General features: G+C 61.8%; 13 protein-coding genes and 1 pseudogene. 6 read left to right on the top strand and 8 right to left on the bottom strand.

The genetic code is table 11. From position 1 onward, the window contains the following. Positions 1-334: 334 nt before the first annotated feature. The 4 genes from M8445_RS18110 to M8445_RS18095 all read right to left on the bottom strand — a co-directional run bounded on the left by M8445_RS18110 (position 335) and on the right by M8445_RS18095 (position 4,001). The gene (locus M8445_RS18110) at positions 335-1,057 is read right to left on the bottom strand and encodes an amino acid ABC transporter ATP-binding protein (protein WP_273991494.1); all 723 of its coding nucleotides are present in this window, start codon (positions 1,055-1,057) and stop codon (positions 335-337) included. Further along, positions 1,054-2,268, bottom strand: a complete 1,215-nt coding sequence (locus M8445_RS18105) for an amino acid ABC transporter permease (RefSeq protein ID WP_273991556.1) — start codon at positions 2,266-2,268, stop codon at positions 1,054-1,056. The genes M8445_RS18110 and M8445_RS18105 overlap by 4 nt, the downstream gene beginning before the upstream one ends. Continuing rightward, complete coding sequence (locus tag M8445_RS18100; protein ID WP_273991555.1) at positions 2,265-3,080, bottom strand: amino acid ABC transporter permease; 816 nt, start codon at positions 3,078-3,080, stop codon at positions 2,265-2,267. The genes M8445_RS18105 and M8445_RS18100 overlap by 4 nt, the downstream gene beginning before the upstream one ends. Before the next feature lie 75 nt (positions 3,081-3,155). Next, positions 3,156-4,001, bottom strand: coding sequence for a transporter substrate-binding domain-containing protein (locus tag M8445_RS18095; RefSeq protein WP_273991554.1), 846 nt, complete (start codon positions 3,999-4,001; stop codon positions 3,156-3,158). 568 nt (positions 4,002-4,569) lie between these two features. On the opposite strand from M8445_RS18095, the gene M8445_RS18090 reads away from it, so the two are divergent. The 4 genes from M8445_RS18090 (at position 4,570) to M8445_RS18075 (ending at position 9,771) form a co-directional block, all read left to right on the top strand. Continuing rightward, positions 4,570-5,681, top strand: a protein-coding gene (locus M8445_RS18090) for an IS630 family transposase (RefSeq protein WP_273991497.1) whose coding sequence is annotated in 2 segments (ribosomal slippage) — positions 4,570-4,996 and positions 4,996-5,681 — 1,113 coding nt in all. Because the reading frame shifts where the segments join, the coding sequence is not laid out codon by codon here. Positions 5,682-8,453: 2,772 nt separating this feature from the next. After that, positions 8,454-8,789 carry a hypothetical protein gene (locus M8445_RS18085; protein ID WP_273991553.1) on the top strand — a complete coding sequence of 112 codons (336 nt, stop codon included), beginning with the start codon at positions 8,454-8,456 and terminating at the stop codon, positions 8,787-8,789. Further along, positions 8,786-9,466 (top strand): hypothetical protein, encoded by a 681-nt coding sequence (locus M8445_RS18080; RefSeq protein WP_273991552.1) that lies wholly within the window; start codon positions 8,786-8,788, stop codon positions 9,464-9,466. Before M8445_RS18085 ends, M8445_RS18080 begins: the two co-directional genes overlap by 4 nt. 74 nt (positions 9,467-9,540) lie before the next feature. After that, positions 9,541-9,771 carry a helix-turn-helix domain-containing protein gene (locus M8445_RS18075; RefSeq protein WP_189103077.1) on the top strand — a complete coding sequence of 77 codons (231 nt, stop codon included), beginning with the start codon at positions 9,541-9,543 and terminating at the stop codon, positions 9,769-9,771. Between the two features lie 181 nt (positions 9,772-9,952). Here the strand turns inward: M8445_RS18075 and M8445_RS18070 are convergent, their stop codons facing one another. The 3 genes from M8445_RS18070 to M8445_RS18060 all read right to left on the bottom strand — a co-directional run bounded on the left by M8445_RS18070 (position 9,953) and on the right by M8445_RS18060 (position 11,416). Beyond that, positions 9,953-10,426, bottom strand: a complete 474-nt coding sequence (locus M8445_RS18070) for a hypothetical protein (protein WP_273991551.1) — start codon at positions 10,424-10,426, stop codon at positions 9,953-9,955. Between the two features lie 59 nt (positions 10,427-10,485). Further along, positions 10,486-10,959 carry a hypothetical protein gene (locus tag M8445_RS18065; protein ID WP_273991550.1) on the bottom strand — a complete coding sequence of 158 codons (474 nt, stop codon included), beginning with the start codon at positions 10,957-10,959 and terminating at the stop codon, positions 10,486-10,488. A 184-nt stretch (positions 10,960-11,143) separates the two neighbouring features. Beyond that, positions 11,144-11,416, bottom strand: coding sequence for a helix-turn-helix domain-containing protein (locus M8445_RS18060; RefSeq protein WP_189103071.1), 273 nt, complete (start codon positions 11,414-11,416; stop codon positions 11,144-11,146). Between the two features lie 145 nt (positions 11,417-11,561). Between M8445_RS18060 and M8445_RS18055 the strand changes: the two genes are divergently transcribed. Further along, positions 11,562-12,095, top strand: coding sequence for a hypothetical protein (locus tag M8445_RS18055; RefSeq protein ID WP_273991549.1), 534 nt, complete (start codon positions 11,562-11,564; stop codon positions 12,093-12,095). 559 nt (positions 12,096-12,654) lie between these two features. On the opposite strand, the pseudogene M8445_RS18365 reads toward M8445_RS18055, so the two are convergent. Further along, positions 12,655-13,604: pseudogene (locus tag M8445_RS18365) on the bottom strand (IS1595 family transposase). Between the two features lie 757 nt (positions 13,605-14,361). Between M8445_RS18365 and M8445_RS18045 the strand changes: the two are divergent. After that, positions 14,362-15,444: a hypothetical protein gene (locus M8445_RS18045; protein WP_273991548.1), complete on the top strand. Its 1,083-nt coding sequence runs from the start codon at positions 14,362-14,364 to the stop codon at positions 15,442-15,444. Position 15,445 lies beyond the last annotated feature (1 nt).

Here is a 15,445-nt window from a genome sequence, read left to right as displayed (position 1 = left end):
GTGATGCATCAGGATGTGGGCAACCGGAGCGGGATGCCCTGGATAGCCAGCCGGCCGGGAGGGTACCGTGATCCTCGAGAGCCAACCAGCGGCGTCCTGCAGGATCAACCTTCCGTCCAGGCCCTGTTGTTCCGGCTATGAGACGCCGCACGACACACTTGGGGGATTTCATCTCTTGCCTCCCGCGACCTACTCGGGGCAAAGAGACGAAACAGCCGTCCCACGTGGAGTTCGCCAGCAACCCTCAGTCCCCATGGATGAACACGGCTCTGGAGTGAACGTGCCCGGCCACCAACTGGGGCATGAATCGGTGGCCAAAGCGGTGTTTCGCGGCTCAGTGACCGAGCACTTTCCCCAGGAACTGCTGCACACGCGGATGCGGCGAGTGGAAGAATTCACCAGGCGGCGCGTCGACCATGAGCTTGCCCCCATCGAAGAACAGGATGCGGTCGGCGACCTCGCGCGCAAAGCCCATCTCGTGCGTGACGACCACCATGGTCATGCCCGAACGCGCCAGGTCACGCATCACGTCGAGCACCTCCTTGATCATTTCCGGGTCCAGGGCGCTGGTGGGCTCGTCGAACAGCATGACTTCCGGCGCCATGGCCAGCGACCGCGCGATCGCCACGCGCTGCTGCTGGCCGCCGGACAGCTGCGCCGGGTACTTGTGCGCCTGCTCCTCGATCCCCACCCGGCGCAGCAGGTCCAGGCCCTGACGCTCCGCCTCGGCTCTCGGGACGCGTTTCACGTCCCGGGGCGCCAGGATGACGTTCTCCAGCACACTGAGGTGTGGGAAGAGGTTGAAGTTCTGGAAGACCATTCCGATGCGCCGGCGGATCTGGTCAAGGGGCGCGCCGTCCTCAAGGATCACGCCGCCGACCGTGATCTGCCCACTGTCGTGCGGGGCCAGGGCGTTGAGGGTGCGGATGAAGGTGCTCTTCCCGCTCCCGGACGGCCCGAGCACTACAACCACCTGCCCGGCGGGAATGTCGACGCTGACGCCCTGCAGGGCCTGGAACTCACCGAAGGTCTTGCCGACGTTCTCCACGTGGATCATAGGGTTCTCCTGCGCCCAGGCACCCCGGGCGCGCGTTCCAGGCGGTCTGCCACCACACTCAGGGCGGACGCCACCAGGAAGTACAGCAGTGAGATCGCCAGGTAGATCTCGAACGTGGCGCTCACCAGGCGGTTGGCAGTGATCCGGCCGGTGCCGGCCAGTTCCGCCATGCCGACGATGCTCACCAGACTGGTGTCCTTGAACAGCGTGATGGTCTGACCCAGCAGGGGCGGCACCATCCGTCTCAGGGCCTGCGGGAGAACGACGCGCAGCATGGTCTGCGTGCCGGTCAGGCCGAGCGAACGCGCCGCCTCACTCTGTCCCTGCGGCAGGCTCTGGATGCCCGCCCGGACAATCTCAGCGAAGTACGCGCCAGTGAAGGTGGCCAGCGCCAGGACGACCGACGGGAACTGCGTGCCGGTGCCCAGCATGTAGGGCAGCAGCAGGAACGCGCCGAACACCCAGACGATCAGCGGGACCGCGCGGAACAGATCGATGTACACCGTGGCGATCAGCCGGATCACGGGCAGTGTACTAACCCGCATGATGCCCGCGAGCAGCCCCAGCGGCACGGCCAGGGTCAGGGCGAGGAAGGTCAGGACCACGGACAGGGCGAAGCCACCCAGGACCGTCTCGGGCACCAGGAGGGGCCACAGCACGGCGCTGCCGCTGACCAGGCCGAGCGCCACGCTGAGCGCCGGAGGCCAGACCGGCATGTGACGGACGCGGGAGAGGGCCCAGGCGAGCAGCAGACCCAGTGCGGGCAGCAGCAGACCAGAGAGGCGCCAGCGCAGCGGGTCGTACTCCCCGGAGCGCAACTTGCCCATCAGGAAGAACGGCAGGTTGCGGCTGATCTCACTCCAGCCGGGCAGGGACAGGGCCCACTGTACGGTCAGGCCAAGCAGGGCCAGGACCACGGCCGCGCTACTCAGCGTGCTCCAGCGCCGTTGATCGGCCCGGGCACGCCGGGTAGCGGCCGCACTCTCCCCACGGTGCGCCCCACTGCGGGCACTCAACCCTGCGCCGGCGTGCACCACCAGGGCCGCCGCGAGACACAGGAGCAGCGGAACGGAGAACCCGCCCGGCAGGGTCCGCACGACCAGAGTCCAGGTGAGAGTGGCGAGCAGGGCGCTCTTCACGCCGCCAGAGGTCTGGCGGGTGAGCAGGTGCCCGAGACCAGGAACGAGGAACGACAGTCCAGCCGCGTTCACCGGACCGCCCCCTGCGCGAAGCGGCGTTCGAGCAGGCGAACCCCGGCCGTGATGACGGCGCTCAACACCAGGTACCCCAGGGCGATGGCGGCAATCGACTCGAAACCCCGGAACGTGGTCGCCTGGATCTGGCTCCCCTGGAAGAACAGTTCCGTCACGCCGATCTGGGACGCGAGCGAGGAGTTCTTCGTGAGGTTCAGCGCCTGACTGCCCAGGGGGGGCAGCACCGACCGGAAGGCCTGCGGGAGAATGATCCGGCGTGTGATCAGGTGTTCAGGCATGCCCAGGGACCGCGCCGCCTCGGTCTGGCCGGCGGGCAGTCCCTGGATGCCCGCGCGCACCGTTTCCGCCACGAAGGCAGCCGTGTAGACACCCAACGCGGCGACGGTCGCCCACTGCTCCGGTTTGTGGGCGTACAGCCACTCGCGCGGCCCGGCCGGCAACAGCGGAATGGCCGCGAAGTTCCAGAAGAAGAACTGCACCAGCAGCGGCGTGTTGCGGAACAAGCCCACGTACGCGGCACACAGGCGCGACACGACCGGGTTCACGCTGAGTCGGCCGAGGCCCACGGCGGTGCCGAGCGTCAGGGCGAGCCCCAGTCCCAGGGCCGCGAGCTTGATGGTGGTCAAGAGGCCCAGGAGGATCGTCGTGGCGTACGTCCCCTGGGTGAGCGAGCTGGGCTGGCGGAAGATGCCCCAGTCGAGCACGATGTTCTGAGCCTGCAGGCCCTGGCGGATCTGCACGGCCGCCAGCCCGAACGCCAGGATCACGATCAGGCCGGACAGCGTCTGGACGGCAGTATTTCTGGTCAAAGAGGGCCTCCCGGACATGAATGGGGAGGCGGCCCAGGTTGCAGGACCCCGCCTCCCCCGGTGGAACCGTGCTGTTTACCGGCGGACGGGGAACACGGCCGGGACGGTCATGGTGGTTTTCAGGCCCGGCAGGTCGTACTTGCTGGCGCTGCCGAACCACTTGCTGGTGATCTTGCGGTACGTGCCGTCCGAGGCCATCCGGGAGAGCGATTCGTTGACGAAGTTACGCCAGGGGCTGTCCGACTGCTTCATGATCAGGCCGTAGGGCTCCTGACTCAGGAAGGGCCCCACGACACTCCACTTCTTGGGATCCGGCGCCCCGACCTTCAGGCCGAGCAGGATGGTGGAGTCCGTGACGATGGCCTGGATGCGGCCCTGCTGCAGCGCCGTGAACGCGTCGGTGTACTGCTGGAAGGACGTGACTTTGGCCGTCTTGGCCTGGGTCTTGACGATGTTCTCACCGGTGGTGCCCTGCACCGTCCCCACGGCCTTCCCGTTCAGGTCACGCAGGGCTTTGACCTCACTACCAGTCGGCACCAGCATGCGCACGCCGTCCACGAAATAGGGATTGCTGAAATCCACGACGTCCAGGCGGGCGTAGGTGATCGTGGCGGTGGCGGCCGCAAGATCCACAGTGCCGTTCTGCACGAACGGAATGCGGTTGGAACCCGTGACGGTCTTCATGACCAGGCGCACCGGTTTCTTGCAGTACGCGGTGAGGTCCTTGGTGATCTCCTTGACGATATCCACGTCGAAGCCGACCTGCGTGCCGTTCTCGTCGATGAAGCCGAACGGCGCGGAGTCGCTTTTCACACCAGCATTGAACACGCCGTCCTGGCAGATGGTGTCGCGGACACTCGCGGCAGTGGCGGTGCTGGTCAGGGCCAGCGCGGACAGAACGAACAGCATGGTCTTTTTCATGGCGGATCTCCTTGGTGAACCCTGCAGGTGACCCGGATCAGGGGGAACTGCGCACGACGGGCCCCGCACACGCTTCCCTGAAGGCCGAGCAGGTGCTGATCCGGCGGGTTCAGGGACGGGCCACAGCGGCCGGATGGCCGCCCTGCTCGGGGCATGCCAGCCGTCCCCTCCTATCCGGTTCGCGCCATGCTACCTTCCCCTCTCACGCAACCTTGCCTCATCTCAGCATCCTCACCAGGCCCGCGGGCTGAAGACCAGAGCACACCGCCGCCAGTCGATCCGCCAGTGCCAAAGACGGACTTGCAGGGCACGTGAGGGTCAGAGCAGTACGCGTCATACAACAGACGCTCAAGAATGGAGACGCGCTTCAGGACCGGACAACTTGGGTTGAATCACGTCTAGCACGCGAAAAGACCATCACGCATCCTTCGGATGACGTTTGAGAGAACGTCGTATCCATCGTGTTGCCTCCCGACGGAACCGGTACGTGCGGGAAAGCAGAATCTGTGCTCAGCGCATTTTCTGTTCTAGTGGATGACCACAGGCTTGGCTTGATCTAAGCTGAGGGATGGGGCGAAAGAAACAGTTTGTGGTGGTGTTGACGGCAAACGAGCGGCAGGAACTGACAGACATGACCCGCAAAGGCGTCCACAGTGCGCGGGTCATGACCCGCGCCCGCCTGTTACTGCTCAGTGACCAGGGACTGAAGGATCGGGACGTCGCCGAGCGGGTGGGGGTCAGCACCGTGACCGTAGCCTCCATCCGGCGCAAGTTCGTACAGGGCGGCCTTCAGGCCGCCCTGTACGAAAGGGCCCGGCCGAAACAGCCGCCCAAACTGAATGCTCATGGGACGGCCATCCTCATTGCCGAAGTGTGCTCCGCGCCCGTCGGACGCGAAACCTGGACGATGCAGTTGCTGGCTGATCGCCTGGTGACGCTGGGGGTGGTGGACAGCATCAGTGATGAAACCGTCCGGCGTACGCTGAAAAAAACGTCCTCAAGCCGTGGCAGGTCGAGAGTTGGTGTGTCGCCCAGGTAGGCGCGGACTTCGTGTGGCGCATGGAAGCCGTATTGGACACCTACGCCCTGCCCTACGATGCCCGTCGGCCGGTGATCTGCTTCGACGAGAAGTCCTACCAGATGCTCGATCACGTGCGCGATCCACTGCCACCAGTGCCGGGACACCCGGCACGGGTTGATCATGAATACAAACGCTGTGGCACGGTGAATTTCTTCGTGGCCTTCGAACCGCTGATGGGTCAGCGCACGGTGACGGTCACGGAACGGCGAGGCAACGCCGAGTTCGCGGCGGAGCTCCAGGCGCTGGACGTGCGGTACGCGGCAGCGGACACGATCGTGCTGGTGCTGGATCAGCTGTCTACGCACAGTCCAGCCGCGCTGTATCAACATCTCCCGGCCGAGGAGGCGCGTCGGCTGAGCCGACGCTTCGAGTGGGTGTACACGCCCAAACATGCGTCGTGGCTCAACATGGCGGAACTGGAGTGGTCAGTCCTGCAACGACAGTGTCTGGGGCAGCGCTTAGCCAGTGTGGATGCCGTCGAGGCGGAACTGCTGGCGTGGGAAACAGACCGCAACGCGCGGTCTGTGCGGGCGAATTGGCAGTTCTCGATATCAGCGGCACGAGACAAGCTCAAACGCCACTACCACTTCGGTGAATAGCCATCGTCATGCATGTGGTCATCCACTAGTCCGACCCAAACCCCCCTTTTGGCTTAACTAGTCCAACTTTCCGCCCCTGTTCCCCCGCTTCCGGCCCTGCTGTTCCCCGCCTCTGCGGGCACTTGAATTAGTGTACGTTGCCCACCCTCCGTAGGCCTAGGCCGAGGCGTGAGGAACCCGCCTTCTTGGGCCGCCTGTTCCGCCCGCCGGGCATGGGGTGGAGGCTGGTGCAGGGTTGAGTACGTGGGGTGGTGACGGGTGACTGGGGTGCTGGCCGGCGTGTCCTGCTGGTGCGCGGAGCGTGTCGCGTGGCGGGTCTGGTGGCGTGCCCTGCTGGTGCGTTGGAGGGTGTGCGAGAGGTCCAGTCGTCACCTCGCGGAGTCGATTCAGAGGCCCTGTGTTCCCGTTCTGGGGACAGGCTGAGCAGCATGCTGAACGCCCAGGCCCAGGCGTCCCAGCAGGCCCACGCTGCCGGGTCCGGGCGGGCCGGTCGGGTCTGACGAGGCAACCGCCAGGCTCAGTCTGGCGCCCGAAGTGGACGGGTCACGAGGTCCGCGGAGGTCTGCGCGAGTGACGAACATGGGGTGGCGAGAGCGAACGCGGAGGTCTGAAGTCGGAGTGTGATCACTCGAATCTGGACGGGTCGGAGTGCCAGAAGTCAGGGGCGCGAGAGCCGAAGTCGGGAGGTGTCGAGGCGCGCGAAGGTCAGGCGAGGCCGGATCTGGAGTGGTCAGACTTGGAGCGGTCGCAGCTGGAAGGCCAGGGTCACGAGACGTGCGAAGGTCCGAAGTTGCAGCAGGGTGGCCAGCGCGAGGGGCTGGAGTTGGAAAGCGAGTGGTCGAATCTGGAGGGGCCAGGGTGGAAGTTGCAGGAGTTGGAAGGCAAGTGATCGAATCTGGAGGGGCGAGGGTTGCCACAGGAGCGGTTATAAGCCGAGAGGTTACAGGCTTGCGAGGCGTGCGAAGGTCAGGACGAGCAGCCGGAGTTGGAAGGCGAGTGGTTGAATCTGGAGGGGTCAGGGTCGGAGCGGCAGCAGTCGTAAGATCCGAAGTTCGAGGGTCACGAGGCGCCCAAAGGTCAGTGCGAGTGGCCGAAGTTGGAAGGCGAGCGGTCGAATCAAGAGGGGCCAGGGTTGAAGTTCGAGGAGGTGCAAGGCGAGAAGTTGAGAGGTCACGAGGCGGGCGAAGGTCAGCGCGAAGGTCCGAAGTTGACGCACGAAGATCCGAAGTTGGCGGAGCTGGGGCAGGCGTTGGCGGGCCACGAGTGGCCGGAAGTGTCAGCGTTGGCGGGTGATGCAGGAGGGGGGCGAGCCCCCCTGAGTCCGAGCTAAGAACGCGGAACGGGGCAAAGATGTGTGCGCCGCTCCGCTCTGTACACTGCCCCGTTCCGCAACGCTCGGCCTACCCCCCGGCGGCGATGGCCAGCGTTCCAACCCGGTGCGTGAGGGGGAGGAAGGAGCGTCAGCGGCCGGCTGTTCGGCTTCCGGGCGGGCGGAGGTGCGGGGCGGGGTGACCTCATCCTCCCCCTGCGGACTTCCTTCCAACGGGTCTGGTCACGGCATCCCCGTGGACGCCGCGCCCGGATCGGGGCGGGTCCGGCATCACCAGGATCGCCGTCTCCCCCCCAGCCCTGGCAGCCGCCACAGCCAAGTGAGAGAGCGCATCGGCCGCCGAACTCACCCCGCCGAACACCAGTCGCACCCGCCCAGGCCCGGGCGGTCGGGAGGCTAGACGCGTGATCGTGCCGGACGAGCGGAGCAGTCGACTGCCTGCTCGACCGACGACCGCACCCGACCGACCGTCGCGCCGACCGGCCTGATGCCGGGCACAAATCCGCCGCCGACCGGCCATCACCCGGCCGCACACCGGGCGCAGCTGCGACGCTGGACCTGCCGTGACCTGACCCTGGACGTGGCCAGAGGTCATGACCTGGCCGGCCAGTCACCCCGCTCCGGGGGCGGTAGCGACCGGCACCTGACCCGCGAACCTGGAGCGCGGGAGGGTCACTGGTGTGACCTTCAGGCCCTGGCTGGAGTGCTGAAGCGGTGGGGTCTGGCCACGGACTCGGACCCTTCAGATCACCCGTGATCTGCCCTGCCCGGTGACCTGTGACTGTCACCGGGCAGGAGCAGACAGGGGGGCCTGTTTGCCTGGAAGAGTGCAGTCTCCCCTCCCGCCACGCCCGGGAGCAGAAGGCTGAGGCACCGACTGTCCCTGAAGGAACGACACGTCAGGGACAGTCGGTCATCGCCCTGGGACATTCTGCGGGTGTCCCGATCAGGTCGCCTGTCAGCGCTGCATGGAACACCACGGCGCTCCTTCGGAGGTGTTCCATGCAGCGCCATTCGCAGCCCACGGAATCAGCGATGAAGCAGTTCTGATGTCGAATGGGTGGGTGGGGAGGCAGTGGCCCAGGCACAGACGGGAGCAGTCGGGAGGTAGAGACGGGCAAGCGACGGCGGGTGTGCGCCCAGGCCCGGGCGGGGGCGAGGAGAGGAACCGGGGCGGGATCAGCGTCGCCTGAAGTCATGCTCTTGCTCCGGCATGAGCACAGCACCGGAGAGCGTTACCGGGTCGGGCAGGCCAGCATGGAGACCAGCGGGGCGGGTCCGACATTGCGGTGCGCAAGGTGTCCCCCCACCTTCCAAGGTTGTCAGGGGTTCCGCACCCTCCGGCTCATGGCGCCGACCTGGCCTGGTCAAAGTAGGCAAGCCACCAGTCAGGTCGTTGGTAATCTATTCCCAATATCCACGATCCCACCTGGAGGTTCCACGTGACTGCACTCCGCGCCGCCCGACATCCCGTTTCACTTCACGCCACGTACGTCACCACGCCCCTGCAGTTCGCGCAGGTGGTCGGCCAGGTCATCCACGAGATCCGTCATCCGGACGGTCGGTCCTGGACACTGAGTGGCCACACCACCACCTCGCTCTTCCTGCATCTTCCGCCAACGCCACACGACCCGAACTCATTCATCGACGTCCGGTTCTTCACTGGAACCAGCGGCGCCCACCTTCGCCTGTGGGACGTCACCTCATCGCCGTGGGTACCGGACTTCTTCCAGCATCTGACCTTCCTGCTTGACCAGCACCTGGAGCGTGTCTGGTGAGCCGGGCGGCAACCTGGTCTCTGCTGCTGGGCGGCCTGCTGCCAGCAGCACACGCGGCGGCCCCGGCTGACTGCGCCACGCTCCGCCTCGACACGGCCGGATACATGACGTACCGCAGTGTGGAAGCTTTCCCCAACCCCACGCAGACGTTCTCCCAGGAGCTGTACAACCTGACCCGGCCGTTCGCCAGAGAAGTGTGCGGCGTGAAAGTCACCGGCGATCAGACCGGGTACGCGTTTCAGGCGGCTCAGCTCAAGACCCTGGTCGATCGACTGGGCTCCGGACTCAGCTGGCCGCTGACCGTCGTGGGGGTCGGTCAGAGTGGCGGCAAACCCGGGTACGTGGAAGCCGCGAAGATCCGGATCAGTCTGCCCGAAGGCCTGATGAACACGGACGTGCAGGTGACGGGGTCCTTCACCGGCCGCTTCCTCCCACCGGACGCGGTCATGGCGATCCGCGTGGACGGGGGGCCACTGCGTCCCCTGCTGTTCGAGGGAACGTTCCGGCCCGTACGGTTCCCCCCGGCGAAGGAGAAGCTGGAACTCTTCGTCAAGTCGAGCCGGCCGGTGCTGTGGGAGCGGATGGTGCTGGACCTGAAAGTGAACCGGATGTCGTTCACCCGGAAAGCCGCGTTCCCGGCCCGGTATGGGTCACACACCGTAGGCCGAAACGGTTGACGCGTCAACCGTTTCGGCCTATATTGATCTGGGGCTGCTGTGGGGCAGTCCCCGTTTTCATCTAGCATGACCGCGTGACGGACGAGATCAGGCACCTCATACGCGAGCGCATCCGCCAGACCGGCCTCAGTCAGGCTGACATCGCCCGCCAGATGGGCCTCGCCCCACAGGAACTCAGCCGCGCGCTGCGGGAACGCGGCAAGATCCCCCCCATCTGGGAGACCATCTTCAACCACTTCCACCTCCAGCTCACGGTCGAACCTCAACCGGTCCCACCCCACCGGACTGACCCGACCCCCGATTGAACAGCGGGCCGAACCGGCCACCATCCGAGCCAGGCGGGTCGGAAGACAACAGGTTCACGGAAGACCGCACTCCGCTGGACCCCAGACACAGCGCCCGGCAGGACAACCGGGTGGGAACGGGCCGCACCAACCGGCCCCCACCCGCAGCGCGGAGGTCACCCTTCCCTCTGGGGAATCCCGGTCAGGGTGCGACGAGAATGCCCATCGTGACGCTCCCGGCACTCTGGGTGGTGCGGGCCGTCTTGTACATGTACGTCTGCATGGTCGTCGAGTAACTCTGGTCCAGCTGCGTACCCGTGGGGCGGGCGTCCGGGGCGACCTTCACGGTCACGTACGCGTTGTCCTTCTTGAACGGCACCCCATCCCAGGTCACCTTGACCCGCCCACCATCGAACAGGGCCAGGACATCCGGACCGGCCAGGCGCGCCTCCGCACTCCCCGTTCCCATCGAGAGGGATTCCGAGTCGTTCAGGCTGATCAGGGCCACTTCCAGTTTCACGCGGGTTTCCGTTCCCGGCGCGTACCGCGCCGTCGGGGCATAGCCGGTCGCGTTGCCTTCACTCGGGGCGGAGCGGCACAGCCCCGAATCACCGCAGTTACACGCGGTCAGGGAAGCAGGGGCGAGCAGCAACAGACACAGCAGGGGAACACGCATGTCCGCACTTTAATCAGCCCAGCGGATCAGGACGAGCGACATTGACCGGACAGACCACTTCAGGGCCCGACCAGGATGCGGAGCGTGACGCTCCCGGCACTCTGGGTGGTGCGGGCCGTCTTGTACATGTAGGTCTGCATGGTGGTCGAGTGGCCGTCAGCCAGTTCGGGTCCCGTGGGGCGGGCATCCGGAGCGACCTTCACGGTCACATATGCGTTGTCCTTCTTGAACGGCACCCCGTCCCAGGTCACCTTGACCCGCCCGCTGTCGAACAGGGCCAGGACGTCCGGACCGGCCAAGCGCGCCTCCGCATTCCCTGTTCCCATCGACAGTGACTCCGAGTCGTTCAGGCCGATCAGGGCCACTTCCAGTTTCACGCGGGTTTCCGTTCCCGGCGCGTACCGCGCCGTCGGGGCGTACCCGGTCGCGTTGCCTTCGCTCGGGGCGGAGCGGCACAGCCCCGAATCACCGCAGTTACAGGCAGTCAGGGAAACAGGAGCGAGCAGCAACAGACACAGCAGGGGAACACGCATACCCGCACTGTACCGGTGCGCCGCGGCGTCCGGACCGGCAAGTGCCGCGTCCGCAGCAAGTGCAGGACGACAGGGCCCTGTGCTCTTTCCCGCCACTGGCCGACCTTGACTGGAACCCTCAGGTCCTCGGCCTCGTTCCCCTGCGGACAGGACGCGCCGGTCCCATGCACCAGGGCCATGGAGCTCACTCTTCTGCGGGGGGTTCCTCCGGAAGGTCCTGGGCCGCTGGTTGAGCCAGCAATTCAATCAGCGGCACCCCCACTGCCTGTGCCAGTGCGTCCAGCATGTCGATCCCCACATTCCGCTGGCCCCGCTCAATCTGCGAGATGTACGACCAGTCGATCTTGCTCTGGAACGCCACGTCGAAAATCGAAAGCCCACGGTCCTTCCGCACGGCCCGCAGATTCGCCCCGAACACCGCGCGCAGGGGACTGGGGGACCGGTTCGTCTTCGGCATCCCCTCACAGTCGGCCCCGCTGGTGGTTTTATACAGTGAAGATCGTCAATGGTAATCAAATACCAGAAATAGATGCACACTGACGGTCAACCCACGGCACCTTCCCCGATGCCCCAGGCACTCCAACCCCGAGGTCCACACACCCATGCTGAACCTGCCCACCTACATCCCCACCCAGGCTGAACTCGAAGCTGAACTCGGCGGGCCCCTGCTGCTCCACGGCCTGTTCGCCCCTCCCCTCCCCGAGACCCCCATGCGCTCCGCCATCTACTACCGCCGCAACTGGCGGGGCGAACCGCAGATCATCACCATCCTCAGCGCCCCCTTCCACGTCCCCAACGGTGACGACGCCGCCCTCATGCAGGTGCTCCTCGAAGCGGAACCCCTGGAGGACTCCTCCTCCAGAACGGTCCGCCTCACCACCGAAGAATTCCAGACCCGCATCCGGGCCATCAATCCCGACAGCCGCCTTGACGCAACGAACCTCTACGAGGCCCTCCTCCGCATGCAACTCGCGGGCTACGCGATCCACAGACCCACGGGCAACAAGTACACCCGCATCCTCGGAGGCGTCGCAATGGAGATGACAAACCCCGATGGCCAGGCCAGCCTCCGGGCCGCCACCGTCACCATCCGCGACTTCACCCTCCAGTGGATCGCCGAACACGAAGCACACTGACCCCGGCACCCACGAATCCGAATCCCTGACGATCATCCCAGAACAACGCGCACCTCAAGCAGATGACGCCAGAACGCGCCAGCAACCGAGAAACGGCCCTCATCTACCGTGCCTCGCACCTGAACTGTTTGGTGGAGTCCTGCATAGCACTTTGCGTGTGGGACGACGTTGTTAAGGAAAACGGCCCTGATCTACCGTGCCTGTGTTGCTGTCTAGCTACCCACTTGACACGCTCCTCGCACACCAAAAACGGCCCTGATCTACCGTGCCTTGCGCCTGAATTGGTCGGCGCTGCTTTGCATGTCATTTTACGTGTGGGACGGGGTTTTTCAGAGAAACGGCCCTGATCTACCGTGCCTCGCGCCTGAAGCGGTCGGTGCCGCGCTGCATATCATTTTGCGTGTGTGACAGCATTTTTCAGAAAAACGGCCCTGACCTACCGTGCTTTGCACCTGAAGTGGTCGGCGCTGCGCCGCATGTCGTTTTACGTGTGGGACGGGGTTTTTCAGAGAAACGGCCCCGATCTACCGTGCGTAATGCCTAGACAAATAGGGAAGGCTCATCCTGGATTCCGGGGAGCTGAGGTCAGAAGTAGGTTCAACATTGGCTCCAACAGTGAAAACCCGCGATGACGGATGTTGTGCATAGCCTGAAAGAAGGCCAGGTAGAGCGGCAACCAGCGCTGCGAAAGGCCCCTATGAGGACGCAGCCACGAGCGGAGCAAGCTGCACACGCCTTCAATCGTGTTGACGTGGACTTCATTGGTACCGTCGCCATCGTCATCACGTGCCCATTCCCGGTCTCCGTGATTCACGGTGACGTGTGTGTAGCCCCAGGCGGGCACCCGGGCGTAGATCGAGTATTCATCGGTGTTGACGACACTGCCTGCCTGAATGGTGTCCAGGATATGGGGCTGTATGGTCCGCTGCTGAACGTTGTCACAGAGGTGGAGAACGAGTTGTCCACCGCTCTCGATCATCCCCAAGACCGGCGGTTTGTCGGATGCGGCGGTGCCGCGTCCTCGCTTACCCTTCAGTCGCCATATACGTCCAGGACGGGATTTTTTTTCACCAGATCACTCTGGCCCTTATGACCAGCGATGAGATACACCTCGTCGATCTCGACCGTGCCTGCGAGTGTGGGCGTGGTGGACGCGTCCACCACGCCCTGCCGGAGACTGCGGGTCATGTCCTGGGCGTCATCTTCGGTCAGGCCGAGTTCGTGGGCGATCTGGCGGTTACTCAGATTCAGACCCATGAGATACAAGCACGCCACCCACTGTCGCAAGGGCTGGTGGTGACCAGCGAAGACGGTGCCCGTCAGATCATCGAACTTCCGCTGGCAATTCAGGCAGCGATATCGCTGCCTGAATCTCTGGGTGTCGTCCCGGCCCTGCTTGACCACGTATGGTGCGTGGCAGTGCGGGCAAGCCACGCCATCGGGCCAACGGAGTTCCCGCACGACTTTGAAGCATTTTTCGTCGTCCAGGAGCTGAATTAAGCTCAGCATGCTGATAGTTTATCAGAGCGCCCTCAGCTCCCTGGAATCCAGGAAGAGCCTTGCCTTTTTCCCTTACCGGCTTGACCTACCAGGTTCGGGTACTGAGCACCGTCCCTTTCGCATTTTTTGCCCTACAGGTCAACCCCTATTCCGGGTCAATAGTTCCAACCAACTACCTCGACTACCGAATTGTGATATAATACAATTGATCAATTATTGAGAACGGCGTGGGTTCGAATCGCCTGAGCGAGATCGCTCCCCATCCAGCACTCAGCGCATATCACCACGCCAACTCCAAGTCGTGCCGTTATCAATAAAACATCGTCCGTGATCAGATGTCACGATTTTTGTCCCATTCTAAAAAGGGAGGGCCAAAGACTTGAACGATGAATATACTGGTATCCCGCGAAAATTTACATACAGAATTATTGAGGATAGGTGGTATCTTTACTCATTGGAAGTCGAGACTCAGGAATCTCAATACATGTTAGTTCAATTTCAAACGCTTATATTGTATCCTGATCTTTCGGGAATTCAAATAATCTTTACTGCACACAAAACTGCGTATGGAAGCTATTTTTCTAATTGGCATCGTATACCCAAGTGGGACGTTGAATCAGGTGATAGGAGTCCTGTGCAACCTCCTACTTGGTGGCAGAGAAACAACGTTAAAGTTATAGTATGGGCATTTATTATTATCATAATTTTAGGTGCTATCTCCAACTCTAAGTCATGGGTGTAATTTAATGATTTTAAATGGAGTTATATGTTGAAGACTGATCAAGTTCATAGCCTAATCGAGGACAAGGGAGCTTCTGTCGCGCTTTCTGAAATTGCGGATCCTTTTTATTTTGGGAAACTTGAAGCATCTTCAATACTACCTTTTGATATAGATGAATTGTTTGCAATTTGCTCAGAGTACAGCAACAAATGCTACATTACTAGAAAAGAGCTAATAGATACACAAATTTTAAGAATAAAATATATTCTTGACTATGATATTGCGTTGAAAAATATTAAGAATGACGATATTATAACCGAGGCCGGGCTGGACGAAAAAAGTGATGAAATTCTTCAAGCGATAAATGAAAGATCAGGCTTAATCAGCAAGTATCTAGAATCCGTTAGAGCAGTCTTTTTCAAATATAATACACCACTTAATATCGACGACAGAATTGTTAATCTAAGCGATTTACTTGAATCATCAACTGAATCTTTAAGAGGCTATTATCTTTCTCTAATAACTGGATTATACGAAATATTTAAAATCGATATCGCCAAAGAAATGATTGAAAAAATAAAAAATGAGAGTATTTCTATTGAGGAAGTCATAATAAATATAGAGAGATTGAAATATGAATATAAAAAGATTACCCAACACCAAAGACAGCGGGTTATTACAATATTATCTGAGCAGAGGATTGTAGGTAAAGTCATAACATTTACTTTTAATATTTCTTCTACATATCCAGACCTAAACGGTAGAGTTTTGGATTATGCACTCGTGGCCGTCCATAAACCTTCTTTTGATGATGCAACAGGAAGTGATAGGAATTTACAAAAGGGCCGTTTCTTAAATATCAAAGGAACCCTGACAGCCCCCAGTAGGAAGTTTTATGGAAGAGATATTCCAGTAAAAATTATGATAGATAGGATTGATACCGTTATAGATGGTGTCAATTTTCGACGTGACCCTTACCTATTGAATTCTGGCACGTTCGGTAATTGGATTTTAGAAATCAATAATCCCGCAGGATCAGATGTGGGGACAAGTATTGATCTTGCCGGAAGCGACTCGTTTGGACTAACTGTTAATCATGCTAAGTTATTCCTTAGGATAGTAGTTTAGG

It is taken from the genome of Deinococcus aquaticus (genome assembly GCF_028622095.1).
In the GTDB taxonomy this organism is placed as follows: Bacteria; Deinococcota; Deinococci; order Deinococcales; family Deinococcaceae; genus Deinococcus; species Deinococcus aquaticus.
The sequence above is the reverse complement of the archived record's forward strand: the minus strand, read 5'-3'. Positions and strand labels throughout refer to the sequence as shown.

Coding starts and splice junctions, on each gene's coding strand:
- M8445_RS18110 (WP_273991494.1), bottom strand. CDS start 1,057: ATGATCCACGTGGAGAACGTCGGCAAGACCTTCGGTGAGTTCCAGGCC.
- M8445_RS18095 (WP_273991554.1), bottom strand. CDS start 4,001: ATGAAAAAGACCATGCTGTTCGTTCTGTCCGCGCTGGCCCTGACCAGC.
- M8445_RS18070 (WP_273991551.1), bottom strand. CDS start 10,426: ATGCGTGTTCCCCTGCTGTGTCTGTTGCTGCTCGCCCCTGCTTCCCTG.
- M8445_RS18065 (WP_273991550.1), bottom strand. CDS start 10,959: ATGCGTGTTCCCCTGCTGTGTCTGTTGCTGCTCGCTCCTGTTTCCCTG.
- M8445_RS18060 (WP_189103071.1), bottom strand. CDS start 11,416: ATGCCGAAGACGAACCGGTCCCCCAGTCCCCTGCGCGCGGTGTTCGGG.
- M8445_RS18055 (WP_273991549.1), top strand. CDS start 11,562: ATGCTGAACCTGCCCACCTACATCCCCACCCAGGCTGAACTCGAAGCT.
- M8445_RS18045 (WP_273991548.1), top strand. CDS start 14,362: ATGTTGAAGACTGATCAAGTTCATAGCCTAATCGAGGACAAGGGAGCT.